This window comes from Duncaniella freteri (genome assembly GCF_004766125.1).
In the GTDB taxonomy this organism is placed as follows: Bacteria; Bacteroidota; Bacteroidia; order Bacteroidales; family Muribaculaceae; genus Duncaniella; species Duncaniella freteri.
This window is the reverse complement of record NZ_SJSA01000002.1, coordinates 44052-59864: the sequence shown is the minus strand read 5'-3', so window position 1 is coordinate 59864 and position 15813 is coordinate 44052. Positions and strand designations below refer to the sequence as shown.

12 protein-coding genes are annotated in these 15813 nt (G+C 50.5%); 6 read left to right on the top strand and 6 right to left on the bottom strand.

What is annotated here, in order from left to right:
• Nucleotides 1-36: 36 nt before the first annotated feature.
• Nucleotides 37-924, top strand: coding sequence for a cation diffusion facilitator family transporter (locus tag EZ315_RS10190; RefSeq protein WP_135471979.1), 888 nt, complete (start codon nucleotides 37-39; stop codon nucleotides 922-924).
• Between the two features lie 184 nt (nucleotides 925-1108).
• Here the strand turns inward: EZ315_RS10190 and EZ315_RS10185 are convergent, their stop codons facing one another.
• On the bottom strand, nucleotides 1109-1885 hold the full coding sequence (locus EZ315_RS10185) for a hypothetical protein (RefSeq protein WP_135471978.1): 777 nt from the start codon (nucleotides 1883-1885) through the stop codon (nucleotides 1109-1111).
• Between the two features lie 133 nt (nucleotides 1886-2018).
• Between EZ315_RS10185 and EZ315_RS10180 the strand changes: the two genes are divergently transcribed.
• Nucleotides 2019-2477, top strand: a complete 459-nt coding sequence (locus tag EZ315_RS10180; protein ID WP_135471977.1) for a hypothetical protein — start codon at nucleotides 2019-2021, stop codon at nucleotides 2475-2477.
• A gap of 102 nt (nucleotides 2478-2579) precedes the next feature.
• On the opposite strand, the gene EZ315_RS10175 is transcribed toward EZ315_RS10180, so the two are convergent.
• The 3 genes from EZ315_RS10175 to EZ315_RS10165 all read right to left on the bottom strand — a co-directional run bounded on the left by EZ315_RS10175 (nucleotide 2580) and on the right by EZ315_RS10165 (nucleotide 5274).
• The gene (locus EZ315_RS10175) at nucleotides 2580-2930 is read right to left on the bottom strand and encodes an STM3941 family protein (protein ID WP_286525060.1); all 351 of its coding nucleotides are present in this window, start codon (nucleotides 2928-2930) and stop codon (nucleotides 2580-2582) included.
• Between the two features lie 172 nt (nucleotides 2931-3102).
• Entirely contained in the window at nucleotides 3103-4236 is a 1134-nt protein-coding gene (locus EZ315_RS10170; RefSeq protein ID WP_160658742.1) for a TonB family protein, read from the bottom strand.
• A gap of 234 nt (nucleotides 4237-4470) precedes the next feature.
• Nucleotides 4471-5274 (bottom strand): KilA-N domain-containing protein, encoded by an 804-nt coding sequence (locus EZ315_RS10165; RefSeq protein ID WP_135471974.1) that lies wholly within the window; start codon nucleotides 5272-5274, stop codon nucleotides 4471-4473.
• 426 nt (nucleotides 5275-5700) lie between these two features.
• Here EZ315_RS10165 and purL point away from each other — a divergent pair, with 426 nt between their 5' ends.
• The 4 genes from purL to EZ315_RS10145 all read left to right on the top strand — a co-directional run bounded on the left by purL (nucleotide 5701) and on the right by EZ315_RS10145 (nucleotide 13169).
• A complete protein-coding gene (purL, locus tag EZ315_RS10160) occupies nucleotides 5701-9399 on the top strand; it encodes a phosphoribosylformylglycinamidine synthase (protein ID WP_135471973.1) in 3699 nt (1232 codons plus the stop codon).
• Between the two features lie 161 nt (nucleotides 9400-9560).
• Nucleotides 9561-10433 carry an electron transfer flavoprotein subunit beta/FixA family protein gene (locus EZ315_RS10155; protein WP_135471972.1) on the top strand — a complete coding sequence of 291 codons (873 nt, stop codon included), beginning with the start codon at nucleotides 9561-9563 and terminating at the stop codon, nucleotides 10431-10433.
• Between the two features lie 5 nt (nucleotides 10434-10438).
• Nucleotides 10439-11464, top strand: a complete 1026-nt coding sequence (locus tag EZ315_RS10150) for an electron transfer flavoprotein subunit alpha/FixB family protein (RefSeq protein ID WP_135471971.1) — start codon at nucleotides 10439-10441, stop codon at nucleotides 11462-11464.
• Between the two features lies 1 nt (nucleotide 11465).
• Nucleotides 11466-13169 carry an acyl-CoA dehydrogenase family protein gene (locus tag EZ315_RS10145; RefSeq protein ID WP_135471970.1) on the top strand — a complete coding sequence of 568 codons (1704 nt, stop codon included), beginning with the start codon at nucleotides 11466-11468 and terminating at the stop codon, nucleotides 13167-13169.
• A 247-nt stretch (nucleotides 13170-13416) separates the two neighbouring features.
• Here EZ315_RS10145 and EZ315_RS10140 read toward each other — a convergent pair whose 3' ends face one another.
• Together EZ315_RS10140 and EZ315_RS10135 are read right to left on the bottom strand one after the other, a co-directional pair.
• Complete coding sequence (locus tag EZ315_RS10140) at nucleotides 13417-14571, bottom strand: TlpA disulfide reductase family protein (protein ID WP_170957525.1); 1155 nt, start codon at nucleotides 14569-14571, stop codon at nucleotides 13417-13419.
• Nucleotides 14572-14584: 13 nt separating this feature from the next.
• Nucleotides 14585-15772, bottom strand: a complete 1188-nt coding sequence (locus tag EZ315_RS10135) for a TlpA disulfide reductase family protein (protein WP_135471968.1) — start codon at nucleotides 15770-15772, stop codon at nucleotides 14585-14587.
• Nucleotides 15773-15813: the final 41 nt, after the last annotated feature.

Below are 15813 nucleotides of genomic sequence, written 5' to 3'. Positions count from 1 at the left end.
CCCTCCCTGCTTTTTTTATTTAAAACAGGATAGAAAATGTCAGTCTCGATAATCCGTCATGTGACCTGGGTGGGATTCTGGGTCAATGCCGTGCTAATGGTGATAAAGATAGCCATAGGACACTATGGCCACAGCGATGCGCTCGTAGCTGACGGCGTGCACTCCTTGAGTGACTTTGCCACGGACCTTATAGTGCTTGCTTTCGTAGGGATTGCCTACAAGGGGGCTGACTCAAGGCATCCGTACGGGCATGGGAAATTCGAGACGTTCGCGTCACTGCTCATATCGGTCACTCTTCTGCTCGTAGCCATAGGTCTCGGATGGGCCGGTGTGCGTGCAATCACAGGTTCTCTTAACGGAAATCCCCTACCACGACCGGACATATGGACCATAGCGGTGGCTATCATAGCCATATTATCCAAGGAGTGGCTATACCGGTACACTATCGCGACAGGAAGGAGGATAGACTCGTCGTCACTTATAGCCAACGCATGGCACCACAGAAGCGATGCTATATCCTCGATAGCCACACTCATCGGTGTGTCGTTAGGATATTTCCTCGGTGAAGAATGGAGGATAGCCGACCCGATAGTTTCAATAATCATCGCTTTCTTCATTGCCTGGTCAGCTATCGAGATAGGGAGGCCTTCGGTGGATGAACTACTCGAACGTTCGCTTCCGAATGAAAAAATCAATGAGATAGAGCAGGCGGTTGCCTCTGTGGAGGGTGTCAAGGCTTATCACCGACTCCGGACACGCCGCAACGGCCATTCATATCTTGCAGAGCTGCACATAAAAGTTGATCCAGACATAACCGTCACACAGGGGCATGACATAGCTACGGCGGTGGAGTATGCTCTCCGGGAACTTTTAGGTCAGGATTCCATAATCACGGTTCATGTTGAGCCGTACAGGAATGGATGACCGCCTTCCCGCAGGCGGCGAAGTTACCGTGGCGAGAGGATTCAAAGTTACCGTGGCGGGAAGCGGCGGGGGCACGCAACCAAGGAGGGGCAACAAAGTTACCGTAGCGGGAAGGCGGCGGGGGCACGCCCCCGCCCTACCGGAATGATTTTATATTGAATTTTGTTTTTTGTGTACCAATATGTCAATGGGCTCTTGCCGTGCGGTTCAGTTTTGGACTGCGGAGCACGGCGTACCGCCCGGCTTGATGGGGAGGAGGATAGTATACTTCTGCCAGGATTGCCGATATCTCTTCTGTAAGAGGCGTATCAGGCATTGACGGAAGAGCCACTACCACCGGGAGGTGGTGCTGACGCTTCACAGCGGATACTGACCTGAATGGTATGAGGCGTGTTATGGCTGCCGATATTGCTATGTGGCGACTGCCGCTCGGAGACTCTGCCTTTGCTGCGGAGGCGTGGATGATGATGAAACCTCTTGAATTATGGGTGGGGAGGATGGAGGATAGGAGCCGACGCCACCTGTCGGTGCAGGAATGAAAGGGGGAGGATGTGCAGTAACGCTCGACATTGAGAAGCAATGTGCAATAAGGGGATGTGCCACGGACAGCATCGACACAACGGTGGGTGATAAGCCTGATATTAGACGGCAACAGCTTTGCCTGCGGGTATCTGTGACGGTCTTTGCCCGGGATAAAGAGTGCACCTTGTGCATCAGGAAGCCCCTGGAGGCGGTATTCCTGATAGCGGAGAAGTATCCAGGAGGAATCTATGCCGGGAGGGTCGAGAATGAATACCGGGGACGAATTACGGTTGACGCGGGCTTTTTCGAGTGGGGATATGACGGAAATCTCGACAGGAGTGAGAGGTCTGCCGAGATAACGAGAGAAATGGATATGCCATGGGGTATAAACCGGCATACGCATGCGCTGTGGCTGAAGAATGGTAATTTGTTTCGCCATATCACAGGCAAAGGTAGCATGCAGAACCGGGGATAAAGTGTGATAATGACGCCACGGCTTGCGATAATAGGAAGATTATGCTTAACTTTGCATACCGAAAAACAAACCACAGAATATTCATATTGAAAAAGACATGAAGAAGTTTTTATTTTCCATCGCTACTGTATTAATGTGTGCAGGATTACCTATTCTTACATCATGCGGCAACAACAAAACAGCAACAGAGCAGACTGACGGCACAGATGACGCCGTGGCAGAGGGTCGTGAACGTGTCCAGAAAACTCTTGAACAGTTCTCCAGCCAGCTCCCCCAGCCTATGGGCGCAGGCATTTCGCTCACAGGACTTGCCATAGAAGGTGACTATGTGGTATATACCATAGAGATAGCCGACGCTGATACGTTCAATGCAATCGAAATCAATGAAGAAGCCAAGCAGATGGGACTCCAGAATATCGGTGCGCAGGGCAAGACTTTTATAGATGCGAATCTCGGTGCGAAGTTCAAATACACCAACAAAGACAGCAAAGAGAGCAAGGAGTTCTCCATCACACCCGAAGAGCTTGAAGCAAATTACAATGCCAATACAAAGTAATCGCGGACTGAGCTCATAGAAATAAAGCGTAACGGACCGACTGACACAGTGTCCGTTACGCTTTTTATTTTGCATCAGAGCCAAAGCGGAACTGCATGTCAGCTACATTTCAAACGTCTGTTCAATAAGATGCATATATCTTTCCCTTTCATTGGTCAGATTAACAACAGGGATATTTTCTATCGCTCCAGTATGATTGAAATTAAAGTTCATCAAGCTCTGTTTAAAACGGGAAGAATCTTCATACTTATGTATCAATGGGATTGTATTATAATCAAAGGCTATCATTTTGGGAGAGCAGCCGCTGATAAACCGGAACGTTCTCACGTCTGCAAAACTGATGGTATGATTAGTTTTATCGGTCGGTTTCATTACTTCGTTACGTTTTATTGCATGAATGATTCGCGACACAAATTTACTATATGTATAGCAGAAAACCTTGCGCCAATACATGCAAAGAGCTTGAACTAAACGAGGAAGCTGAAATTATATCACTTTTTACGTATGATTTTGCAGTTACAGAGTCTTTTCCATACATTTATTTGATATTTGAACTTCTTTTTATACGGAGAATAATTGGCAGTGTAACCATAAATATAAACCACCCTCTTGTAATCCTGCAATCTCAATTCTCTAATTTACGCCCAGTTTTATCAATATAATACCAGCCATCACTTTCCCAGTAATGGCATTCACCATTACTTCCTTCCACTTCTTTCTTTTCACCATAATCAGCAACCCTGGCTTTTCCATTTTCAAAAGGGAATCCATATACAAACCGAGGTGTTATCACAGTGTTTCCTTGCTCATCGGCATATCCTATCTTTCCTCGTTGATCGACAATACGATAAAGCCCATCCTTAAGGGGATCATCGCCATTGTCATATTTAAATGCCAGATATTTTTTATTCTTTCTTTCATTGTAATCCGACAGTTTAAACATTATTGGTAATGTCATCCATTGATCAATAGGAGTGAGATCAAACTTGCCTGGAATAAGCCTCGGAAAAGACTTTATAATCCTAAGAGCCTCATTATCAAGATAAGAGTCCTTGCTTTTCACTATTTTAACTGAGTCTATTATACCTGTCTTATCAACAAGAAACTGCACAACAACACGACCTTGTATGTTTTCAATATATGCTTCTTTTGGATACCGAAGATTATCGTATATATAATTCAGCATAGCGGAATCTCCACCTGGAAACTGCGGTGGTAATTCATGTGTCACATATGCCTTTTCGTCAATGTCAACCACCTCAAAATCATACATAATGCCAACTTGTTGAGCTACTTTGAACCTCAAGATGGGAGAATCGAATACCAATCGTCTAAACAGATCTATAATCGAATCGTTTTCGCCTTGAATACAGATATTTATAGTACCGTCAGGATTAGAACCAGATGTTAAATTACCTTTGGCTATTTTGTTATAATTCCTGCTTATTGCCTCATCCAATAATTCGCGGGTCTTTATATGTTCTTTCATAGAACATACACCCACCCCCAGATCAAACTCATTTCCTCCAAGTAATTCTGTCAACATTGAGCGTAGCCTTAAAGTGTCTCCAATCACATTTATAGTCAATCTATCCCGGTCATTGACAAAACAACCGGAATACCAGTCAGGGAAATCCATGTCATCAGTAATGCCGACACATGAGGAATCAGCACTGAAAACATGAGAGAGCCGTTCATAATAAGTCCATGCAGGTTCTTGCACCGCTCCGTCCTCCTGTGGAGCTGTGATATTTTCCATGTTTCCATTGTTTGCAATTGATTTATATGTCTTATACGAACAACTCATGGATATCAGTACAAACACTGTCGACAGTATATATATTGGCTTTCTCATATTTTTAATAATGTGAACACTTAGATAATTGGATAGTTTGTCATTGCTCCAGTACAGTATTACGATCAGGTGCATAATTGTTTACGCCCAGTATATTGAACATGTCACGTCTTTCAACAAATTGAATCATAGACAAATCTATTTCAACAATTTACGACCGTCACATTCACTCTCCAATACACTCATCTGATGAATGGCTATCCGGTTAAGCTTAACAAGTCTCTCGCTTTGTGTCATTCCCTGCTCGATAAAAACCGCATTGAGGTTTTCCATATTCGACAGGCAGATAAGTTCGTTGATTGTGGCGTAATCTCGTATGTTGCCTTTCAGGTCGGGGTGAGCCTCGCGCCATTGCTTTGCCGTTACACCGAACATCGCCACATTCAGCACGTCGGCTTCATTGGCATAGATGATGCTTGCCTGTGCAGGTGTAACCTCCGCCGGGATAAGGTTCTGCTTTATGGCATCGGTGTGTATGCGGTAGTTGATTTTCGACAGTTCACGCTTTGCCGACCAACCTAATAACCGCTGCTCCTCCGTTTTTAATCGCTGGTACTCTTTAACAAGCAATAACTGAAATTTTGGGCTTATCCACATTCCGAAATGGTAAGCTATATCACGATGTGCGTATGTGCCGCCATAACGACCGGCTTTTGAACGTATGCCTACGGCATTTGTCCGTTCAAGCCACGTTTTTACCGATAGCACAAAGTTGTTGCTTCCTGCGGCATTTTTAATTGTACCGAATTCGGTACAATTAAAATCGGGATTATAGAGCATTTCCCATTCTCCGAGATACTCGATGGTGCTTTTAAGGCTCAACCAACGGAAAATTATATGCTCCTGCATCTGACTGCGAGCCATGTCTGTCAGGCTGATATAATCCTCCTCGTTGTATTTTACAACTGCTATTTCGGTATTTTGAACTGTGATCTTTGCCATTGTTTCAGATATGGCGTATATGCCAATACGCAAAGTTATACATTTTCGCTGACATCCAGTGTATTCCCTTGAAATTTAGTGTCTCTTTGCTTTCAACCCTAAAACAGAATATGTAAGGGTTAAACTCTTCCATGTATTCATGGTGCCATTGATGAAACAAAGTTAATATAAATACATGAGATTCTATTCATCCTGCATATAATTCAAAGTCCGTTATTGCGAAAAACAAACGTTTTTATGAACCATTTGTTCCTTGCATGATTCTTAAACCCGGATATAACGTTGAGCCCCAACGGCGGAGAGCAATTCTCCGACAAAATGCAAACAGGGCGGATGGGGATGGAAAAATTTGGCTGGGTGGGAGATTTGTTGTAATTTTGTGTCATTGAACTGATTTAAACCAATCACAGACATAGCCAGCTACTTATGGTCGTATTTTTTAAGAAAGGCGCGAATCTGATCTACGCCGTAGAGACGAATCACAAGTTCTCCGCCGAGGAGGCTGCCAAACTCACATGGCTCTTTGACGGAGCCACCCCCCTCAGCTCCACATCAGTGAAGGGGCGTTTCGTAGGTCCCCGCAAGGAGATGATCACCCCCTGGAGCACCAATGCGGTGGAGATCACTCTGAATATGGGCCTTGAGGGGATCACCCGCATCGAGGAGTTTCACCGCACCACCGAGGAGGAGCCAGCATTTGACAAGATGCTCTCCCGCCTGTATGACGGACTGAACTCACGAGTGTTCAGCACTTCGACAGTCGCTGCTCCCATAGAGCACATAGCCGACATAACCGAGTACAACAAGCGTGAGGGACTCGCGCTCTCGAAGGAGGAGGAGGATTATCTGCGTCAGCTCGCCGAGAAGCTCGGACGTGAGCTCACGGACAGCGAGGTGTTCGGATTCTCGCAGGTGAACAGCGAGCACTGCCGCCACAAGATATTCGGGGGCTCGTTTGTGATTGACGGCGAGGAGAAGCCAATGTCGCTGTTCCAGCTCATCAAAAAGACATCGAAGGAGAATCCCAACCGCCTGGTGTCGGCGTACAAGGATAATGTGGCATTCGTGGAGGGCCCGACTGTGGCACAGTTCTACCCTACCCATCCGGAACGCCCCGACTATTTTGAGGTGCGTGACCTCCCCACTGTGCTCTCACTCAAGGCAGAGACCCATAACTTCCCGACAACAGTGGAGCCGTTCAACGGAGCAGCCACAGGCAGCGGCGGCGAGATCCGCGACCGTCTGGGCGGAGGACGCGCATCGCTACCCCTTGCCGGCACTGCTGTGTATATGACCTCATATCCCCGCTTAGGGGAGCATGCGTGGGAGCTTATGATGAATCCCCGTGCGTGGCTCTACCAGACCCCCGCAGAGATCCTCATCAAAGCTTCGAACGGAGCTTCGGATTTCGGCAACAAGTATGGCCAGCCTCTGATATGCGGCTCGCTCCTGACATTCGAGCATGACGAGAACGGAAAGATGTATGCCTACGACAAGGTGATAATGCTTGCCGGAGGTGTGGGCTATGCCGCTGCAAAGGATGCCATCAAGGGCACCCCCGAGGCCGGAGAGGCCGTGGTGGTGATGGGCGGTGACAATTACCGTATCGGCATGGGCGGCGGAGCAGTGTCGTCGGTAGAGACAGGGCAGTATGCATCGGGCATAGAACTGAATGCCGTGCAGCGTGCCAACCCCGAGATGCAGAAGCGAGTGTCAAACGTGATACGCGCACTCGCCGAGAATGACAACAACCCTATAGTGTCGATCCATGACCATGGTGCAGGCGGTCACCTCAACGCTCTCTCGGAGCTTGTAGAGGAGACCGGAGGCAAGATCGAGATCGATGCACTACCGATAGGAGACAAGACTCTCTCGTCAAAAGAGATAATAGGCAACGAGAGCCAGGAGCGCATGGGCATGGTGCTGAAAAAGGAGGATCTCGACTATGTGAGGACCATCGCAGAGCGCGAACGCGCCCCGATGTATGTGGTGGGCGAGACCACAGGCGACCACCGCTTCGTATTCGAGCAGAAGGACGGCGTTAAGCCCATAGACCTGGCAATGAGCGACATGTTCGGCTCGTCGCCCAAAACGACTCTCACCGACAGCACTGTAGAGACCACCTACAAGGATGTGCCCTACAACGAAAAGGATATCGAGAAATATGTAGCCGACACACTCTCGCTTGAGGCTGTGGCATCGAAGGACTGGCTCACCAACAAGGTGGACCGTTCCGTGACCGGCAAGATAGCCCGCCAGCAGTGCCAGGGTGAGATACAGCTCCCTCTCAGCGACTGTGGCGTGGTGGCACTCGACTACACAGGCTCCAAGGGTATAGCCACCTCTATAGGACATGCCCCCCAGGTAGCCCTCATAGATTCAGCAAAGGGCTCTGTGATGGCTGTTGCCGAAGCTCTCACAAACATAGTAGGGACACCTCTCGCCGACGGCATCAAGACACTGTCGCTCAGCGCGAACTGGATGTGGCCGTGCAAGAATCCGGGAGAGGATGCGGCTCTGTACCGCGCAGTGGAGGCGTGCAGCGATTTCGCCTGCGCCCTCGGCATAAACATACCTACCGGCAAGGATTCATTGTCGATGACGCAGAAGTATGGCGACGACAAGGTGTATGCCCCCGGCACCGTGATAATCTCAGCAGCCGGCGAGGTGAGCGATGTACGCAAGACCCTTTCGCCTGTGCTCCGCGCGAAGGACTCCACCTTATATTATATAGACTTCTCAGGTGACAGCCTCAAGCTTGGCGGCTCGGCATTTGCCCAGACACTCGGCGCACTCGGCGCGGAGGCTCCCACGGTCACTGATGCGAAGGGATTCGTGAACACGTTTGACACCGTGCAGAAACTCGTAGCCAAGAAGATGCTTCTTGCCGCCCACGACGTATCAGCGGGAGGACTTGTGACCACTCTTCTTGAGATGGCTTTCGCCAACACAGCGGGTGGCATAGAGCTTAACACGGATGCTTTCGGAGAGGATGACCTGGTGAAGATACTCTTCAGCGAGAATCCCGCTCTCGTGGCACAGGTGGATGCCTCGAAGGTGGCCAAGGTGGACGAGGCTCTCAGCAAGGCAGGGGTGAAGTACTACCACATAGGAGCTCCCTGCGAGGAACGCACACTCATCATAAACCACGGCGGCAGCCAGAGACTCCTCGGCATAGACCATCTGCGCGACGTGTGGATGCACACAAGCTATCTCATGGACTCGATTCAGAGCGGGGAGAAGTGTGCCCGCGAGCGTTTCGAGAACTACAAGAAGCAGCCTATACGTTACCGTATGCCATCAGGATTTGACGGCAAACTCGCATCGAGGGGGATAGCCCTGCGCCGCGATGGTCACGGCGACGGATGCGTCAAGGCTGCGATAATCCGCGAAAAGGGTGTAAACGGCGACCGTGAAATGGCTTATTCGCTCTACCTTGCGGGATTCGACGTGAAGGATGTGCACATGACCGACCTCATGAGCGGACGCGAGACGCTTGAGGATGTGAACATGATAGTGTTCTGCGGCGGATTCTCCAACTCCGACGTGCTCGGGTCGGCGAAGGGATGGGCTTCGGGCTTCCTCTACAACGAGAATGCCAAGCGTGCGCTTGAGAACTTCTATAAGCGCGAGGACACACTGTCGCTCGGCATATGCAACGGCTGCCAGCTGATGATAGAGCTTAACATCATCAATCCTGAGCATCCGAAAAAGACACGTATGCTGCATAACGATTCGCACAAGTTCGAATCACAGTTCATAGGCCTGAGCATACCTCAGAACAATTCAGTGATGCTCGGCTCCCTGTCAGGAAGCAAGCTCGGAATATGGGTGGCTCACGGAGAGGGCAAATTCAGCCTGCCGATGGCTATGGAGAACTATAATGTGGTAGCGAAATATGCCTACAACGGATATCCCGCGAACCCCAACGGCTCACGCTGCTCAGTGGCCGGCATATGCTCAGCCGACGGCCGCCATCTCGCCATGATGCCCCACCTTGAAAGGGCTATCTTCCCATGGCAGTGCGGATTCTATCCCACAACACGCGCAAATGATGAGGTGACACCTTGGATAGATGCCTTCATCAATGCCAGAAAGTGGGTTGAAGAGCACGTTTCACATTAATTTGCATAAAAATCGCTCCGTTTTTCCTAAAAATGATTATATTTGTCGGAAAAACGGAGCGATTAGTTTCCTATTAGATGTGCAAGCCTTGCCGGGCAAGGCACACACTGATACCTGAAAGCTTACAAAACGAATCTTAAAAACCTTAAACGATAACAAAAATGAGTCTCAACATCATCGTGCTCGCCAAGCAGGTGCCTGACACCCGCAACGTGGGCAAAGATGCAATGAAAGAGGATGGCACCATCAACCGTGCAGCGCTGCCAGCCATCTTCAATCCCGAGGACCTCAATGCACTTGAGCAGGCACTCCGGATCAAGGATGCCAATCCCGGGTCGACAATCACATTGCTCACCATGGGCCTGCCCCGCGCAGCCGAAATAATCCGTGAAGCCATATACCGCGGAGCGGACTCAGGCGTGGTGCTCACCGACCGTGCCCTGGGCGGAGCGGACACTCTCGCAACCTCCTATTCTCTCGCCCAGGCCGTGAAGAAGATAGGGAACTATGACATAATACTCGGCGGCCGTCAGGCAATCGACGGAGACACGGCACAGGTGGGCCCGCAGATAGCTGAGAAGCTCGGCATACCTCAGGTGACTTATGCCGAGGAGATCCTTGACCTTAAGGACGGCTATGTGACCGTGAAGCGCAGACTTGAGAACGGCGTGGAGACGGTGAAGGCTCCCCTGCCCTGCGTGGTGACCGTCAACGGCTCTGCCGCAGAATGCCGTCCCCGCAACGCTATGCGCGTGCAGAAATACAAGTATGCCGCATCGCCCAGCGAAGCAGCCGCACTCAGCGACGAGCGCAAGGCTCTGCTTGAGAAGCGTCCCTACCTGAACCTCCAGGAATGGAGCGCGGCCTATGTGGACGCAGATCCCTCGCAGATAGGTCTGCCGGGCTCGCCCACGAAGGTGAAGAATGTGGAGAACGTGGTGTTTGCCACGAAGGAGTGCCGGGTGCTCGATGACAGCGATGCAGCCATCGAGGATCTCATCAAAGAACTTATTACCAACCATACAATAGGATAAGCCCAATGGACCAGAATAATCTTATAGTATATCTTGAAATCGAGGATGGCAAAGTTGCCGACGTGAGCCTCGAACTTCTGACCAAAGGGCGTGTGCTCGCCGAGAAACTTGGTGTGAAGCTCGAAGCCGTGGCTGTAGGTGACAACCTGGACAGCGTGGCAGAGCAGGTGTTTCCCTACGGAGTTGACCGTCTGTACCGCGTGCAGGACAAGCGTCTCTCGCCCTATACCTCGAATCCGCATTCGGCAGTGCTCATCAACCTGTTCAAAGAGATCAAGCCTCAGATATGCCTGATGGGTGCAACCTGCATAGGCAGAGACTTGGGTCCGCGTGTGAGCTCATGCCTGCACAGCGGTCTGACCGCCGACTGTACGGCACTTGAGATAGGTGACCATACCGATGCCCGCACCAAGCAGGAGTACAAGGACCTGCTATTGCAGATACGTCCGGCATTCGGCGGAAATATCGTAGCTACAATCGTCAACCCGGAGTGCCGCCCGCAGATGGCTACCGTGCGCGAGGGCGTGATGAAGAAAGAGGTGTTTGACGCTGCGCACAAGGGTGAGGTGATCGACCTTGAGGCAAGCAAGTATGTGAGCGATGCGGACTTTGTGGTAGAGATCATAGACCGCCACATAGAGAAGTCAAAAATCAATATCAAGAATTCGCCCATTATCGTAGCCGGCGGCTATGGCGTAGGGTCGAAAGAGAATTTCCAGCTACTTCATGAGCTTGCCGATACTCTCGGCGCAGAAGTTGGCGCGTCGCGCGCCGCTGTGGATGCCGGACTCACCGAGCATGCCCGCCAGATAGGTCAGACCGGTGTGACAGTGCGTCCGAAGCTCTATATCGCATGCGGCATATCAGGCCAGATACAGCATATAGCCGGTATGCAGGAGAGCTCGATAATCATCTCAATCAACAATGACCCTGCCGCTCCCATCAACTCGATCGCCGACTATGTAATCACCGGCAATCTTGAGGAGGTGGTGCCAAAGCTGATCAAATACTACAAGAAAAACTCGAAGTAATATGGCTAATTTCTATACTGACAATCCCGATCTCAGACACCATCTCACCCATCCGCTGATGGAGAAGATTGTGGCTCTGAAAGAACGTAACTATACCGATGCAGAGAAGTATGACTATGCTCCTCTGGACTATGCCGACGCTCAGGACAGCTATGACAAGGTGCTTGAAATCGTAGGCGAGATATGCGGTGACATCATTGCTTCCAATGCCGAGGATGTGGACCATCAGGGCCCGTCGGTGGCTGACGGACGTGTGATCTATGCTGACGCCACAAAGGTGAATCTGGATGCCTGCCGCAAGGCCGGGCTTATGGGCATGGCTATGCCCCGCAGATACGGCGGTCTGAACTTCCCTATCACTCCTTACATCATGGCTGCCGATATCGTGAGCCGTGCCGATACTGGTTTTGAGAACCTGTGGGGACTTCAGGACTGTGCGGAGACCATCTATGAGTTTGCCAACGAGGACCAGAAGCAGAGGTTTATCACCCGGGTGTGCCAGGGGGAGACTATGTCGATGGACCTTACCGAACCGGACGCCGGCTCGGACCTCCAGAGCGTGATGCTCAGAGCTACCGAGCAGCCTGACGGAACATGGAGGCTCAACGGCGTGAAGCGTTTCATCACCAACGGTGACAGCGATATACACCTGGTGCTTGCCCGCTCGGAGGCCGGGACTAAGGATGGCCGCGGACTGTCGATGTTTATCTACGACAAGCGCGACGGCGGTGTGAATGTGCGCCGCATCGAGAACAAGATGGGTATCAAGGGCTCTCCTACCTGTGAGCTTACTTATAAGAATGCCAAGGCTGAGCTGTGCGGCTCACGCCGTATGGGCCTCATCAAGTATGTGATGGCTCTTATGAACGGTGCTCGCCTGGGTATTGCAGCTCAGAGCGTGGGTGTGAGCGAGCTTGCTTACCGCGAGGCTCTCGCTTATGCACGTGACCGCAAGCAGTTCGGCAAGGCTATTATCGAGTTTCCGGCTGTGTATGAGATGCTTTCGGTGATGAAGGCTAAGCTCGATGCGTCACGCTCGCTGCTGTATGAGTGCGCCCGATTTGTGGATATGTACAAGGTGTATGACGATATCGCCAAGGAGCGTTCGCTCACTCCCGAGGAGCGCAAGGAGTCGAAGATGTATTCCCGTCAGGCTGACGCGCTGACCCCGCTCGCCAAGGGTATGGGCAGCGAATACTGCAACCAGAATGCATATGACTGTATACAGATACACGGCGGCTCGGGCTTCATGAAGGATTATGCCTGTGAACGTCTGTACCGCGATGCGCGCATCACTTCGATCTATGAGGGCACTACCCAACTCCAGGTGGTAGCTGCTATACGTCACGTCACTACCGGCACTTACCTGGGGCTTATCAATTCTTATCTTGAGAATGATGTGAAGCCTGAGCTCCAGAGCATCAAGGAGCGCATCAGGGTCATGGCTGAGGTATATGCCAAGGCTGTCGAGACTGTAGGCAAGGTGGAGGATCAGGCTTATGGTGACTTTATGGCCCGCCGCCTTGTGGAGATGGCCGGTGTCACTGTGATGAGCTGTCTGCTTATGCTTGACGCTGAGCGTAACGATTCGTTCCGCCGTTCAGCTGAGGTGTATCTCAATCTTGCTCAGGCTGAGGTGACGAAGCATGCTGAGTTTATCAATACTTTTGATCCTGAGAGGGTTGATGAGTATAAGGTGATGTAAAGACTGCTTCATAGTATAAATAAAACAGAAGATATTCCTAAAGACGGGGATATCTTCTGTTGTTTTTTGACGGTGGCGGTGGGGGCACGCCCCACCCTACGAGGCGAGGTTATTGGCGAGAGAGGTGGTTAGTGGGTGGTGCGAGGGGTAGTTGAGTAGTGGATTAATGAATTGAAAGCCAGCCTGATTTGTCAATGTTGACAAATCAGGCTGGCTGGATGTTTTGGATATTGTCTGTTGCTTGGTTTTAGATGTTGTCGAGGACTGAGGTGAGAAGCAGTGCGTTGTGTCCGACAAATGCGATCTTGCCCTGTGGGTCGATCAGCACCATGTGGGGGATTCCTTTGATGCTGTAAGGCTCAACTACTGCCTGGAACATTTCGTCGGGGGCATAACGCTGGTTCCATTCCATCTTTTCCTGTTCCATTGCCTGACGCCATGCCTTTTCGTCCTGGTCGATGCTTATGGCGTATATGTCGACCTTGTCGCTATATTTCTTGTATATCTCACGTACGATGGGGATGGCGGCGCGACACGGCACACACCATGATGCCCAGAAGTCGATGAGTACGTATTTGCCTTTGCCGATGTATTCGGACATGTTGTGACGGTTGCCTTCGGTGTCAAGGAGTGCGAAGTCGGTGTAGTCCTTGCCTTTGACGTATTTTCGGGCATATTCCATGGCTTTGCGGACAGCATCAAGGCGCGCGGGAGAGTTGTTGGTCTTGACCTTGTTCCATATCTCCTGGATCTCAGCTTCGGTGTGTGCGAATGGTGTGTACAGCTCATTGGTCCACATGCCTGTGCAGAAGTGGTATGCGGCATGGTCTTCCTGGAATTTCCTCACTGCGTCAGCATGCTCACCGAAGGCTTTGTTGTAGACTTCTTCGAGGCGTTTCTGCCCTTCAGGTGAGGTGTCGCGCTTCTCGTCCATGAACATGTTGTAGGAGGCATCATAGGAGGCTTTCTCGTAGGGGCGTATTGTCTCAAGGTACTCCATGTATTCCTTTTGCGCCTCGCCTGCCTTGATGGAGAAGCATTCGTAGTTGCCTCCGAACAGATTTCCGGTACCAACATATAAAGGCAGGCTGTCAAGGTGGGTTGCCGAAACCTGTATGGGAAGGTTCTCTACCATGAACTGGAGAGCCTTGATGTCGGTTAATTTTTCAGGATTGGTAAAGCGCAGCTCGAAGAGGGACGGCATGTCGACGGAGCCTTTTATCTCAAAGGAACCATCGGCGGCTGTGGACTCAACACGGCTCTGCGACTCGGTGTTGATAAGCTCGATTTTGCTTCCAGCCTTAAGTCCGGGGATCCTGCCTGTGATGGAGAAGCCAGGGGCTGTCTGTGCCACCATAGCTGCGGACGAGAGGAGCGAGATGAGTGTAACGAAGTGTTTCATAAGTAAGATTCTGCTATCTAAGATTGTTTTCAAGGTATACATCTATATCAATAGGACGGTAGGTAGAGCAGACGAGATTGCCTGCGGGATCGATGAGTATGAGACGCGGGATGGTGCTTATGGCATAGGCGCGTGAGGGCTCTTTGACCTGGTCGGGGTTGAGGCGGAGCTGGGTCCACTCCATTTTTTCTTCGGACATTGCCTTGTCCCAGTCAGCCTTTTCCTCGTCGCAGGAGATGCTATAAACGTTGAGCTTGCCGGCATACTGCTCATGAAGCTTGCGCACATGGGGTATAGCCGCACGACATGGGGAGCACCATGATGCCCAGAAGTCGATGAAGGTGTATTTTCCAGGGGTCACATAGCTTGACATCGGGCGAGCCACACCATCGGTGTTGTCGACGTTGAAATCAAAGAATTTCTGTCCGAGGCAATGCTTCATAGCCCTATCCCCTGCCTTGCACACATAGTTAACACGAGCAGTGTCGGGACAAGCATTGACGCTTTCGACCATTGCCTTGATCTCATCTCCGGTGTAGGCGAAAATCTTTGCGAGCTCCTTTACGGTAAGGTATGCCGAGAAGTGATAGGCGGGGTGAGTAGCGATGAAATCACGTCGGGCCGCTGCGAGCCCAGCTTCGGCTTCGTATTTCATTTTATCATATATCGCCATTGTGTCGGGGTGGTTCTTGGTCTCCATCCACTTTCCAGTATGCTTAAGTCCGATAACCTTGACATCCTCTTCAACACCAGCACATTTAGCCAGATACTCAGTAAACTGGTCGTGAGACGCGCTTCCTGAAACTTTCATGAATTTTTCATTGACAACAAACGGATTGGCTTTGACAATGCTGTCGAACGGGAGGGTGTAGGATACATCGATATCGGAATTCTCGACCATTATACGCGAGGATAGAAGGCGATATAAGCCGAAACTTTTGTTGCGGACCTGAGAGAAGGATAACTCGCACATCGAAGGCATATCCACGGAATTGGAGAAGGAGAAGTTTCCGTCGGTGGTGATGACTTCGGCAATCATCTTAGGATCGGCACCATCAACATTCACGAGAGTCACTTTGGTGCTGTCAGCAATCCCGGGGATGAAGCCCTTGATGGTGAAACTGTCACCCGCCATGGCGGGTGACACGATTCCCATGGCAAGCGCACTTACGAAAAACAAACTTGCTAATCGAGTGTTCATAATATTACATTAAAGTATTTAGTGATTTTTACTGCTTCATG

Bases quoted from the DNA above. Each gene is read 5' to 3' on its own strand.
- EZ315_RS10185 (WP_135471978.1), bottom strand. From the start codon at position 1,885: ATGGCGAAACAAATTACCATTCTTCAGCCACAGCGCATGCGTATGCCG.
- EZ315_RS10150 (WP_135471971.1), top strand. From the start codon at position 10,439: ATGGACCAGAATAATCTTATAGTATATCTTGAAATCGAGGATGGCAAA.
- EZ315_RS10140 (WP_170957525.1), bottom strand. From the start codon at position 14,571: ATGAAACACTTCGTTACACTCATCTCGCTCCTCTCGTCCGCAGCTATG.
- EZ315_RS10155 (WP_135471972.1), top strand. From the start codon at position 9,561: ATGAGTCTCAACATCATCGTGCTCGCCAAGCAGGTGCCTGACACCCGC.
- purL (WP_135471973.1), top strand. From the start codon at position 5,701: ATGGTCGTATTTTTTAAGAAAGGCGCGAATCTGATCTACGCCGTAGAG.
- EZ315_RS10135 (WP_135471968.1), bottom strand. From the start codon at position 15,772: ATGAACACTCGATTAGCAAGTTTGTTTTTCGTAAGTGCGCTTGCCATG.
- EZ315_RS10190 (WP_135471979.1), top strand. From the start codon at position 37: ATGTCAGTCTCGATAATCCGTCATGTGACCTGGGTGGGATTCTGGGTC.
- EZ315_RS10165 (WP_135471974.1), bottom strand. From the start codon at position 5,274: ATGGCAAAGATCACAGTTCAAAATACCGAAATAGCAGTTGTAAAATAC.
- EZ315_RS10180 (WP_135471977.1), top strand. From the start codon at position 2,019: ATGAAGAAGTTTTTATTTTCCATCGCTACTGTATTAATGTGTGCAGGA.
- EZ315_RS10145 (WP_135471970.1), top strand. From the start codon at position 11,466: ATGGCTAATTTCTATACTGACAATCCCGATCTCAGACACCATCTCACC.
- EZ315_RS10170 (WP_160658742.1), bottom strand. From the start codon at position 4,236: ATGGAAAATATCACAGCTCCACAGGAGGACGGAGCGGTGCAAGAACCT.
- EZ315_RS10175 (WP_286525060.1), bottom strand. From the start codon at position 2,930: ATGTATTGGCGCAAGGTTTTCTGCTATACATATAGTAAATTTGTGTCG.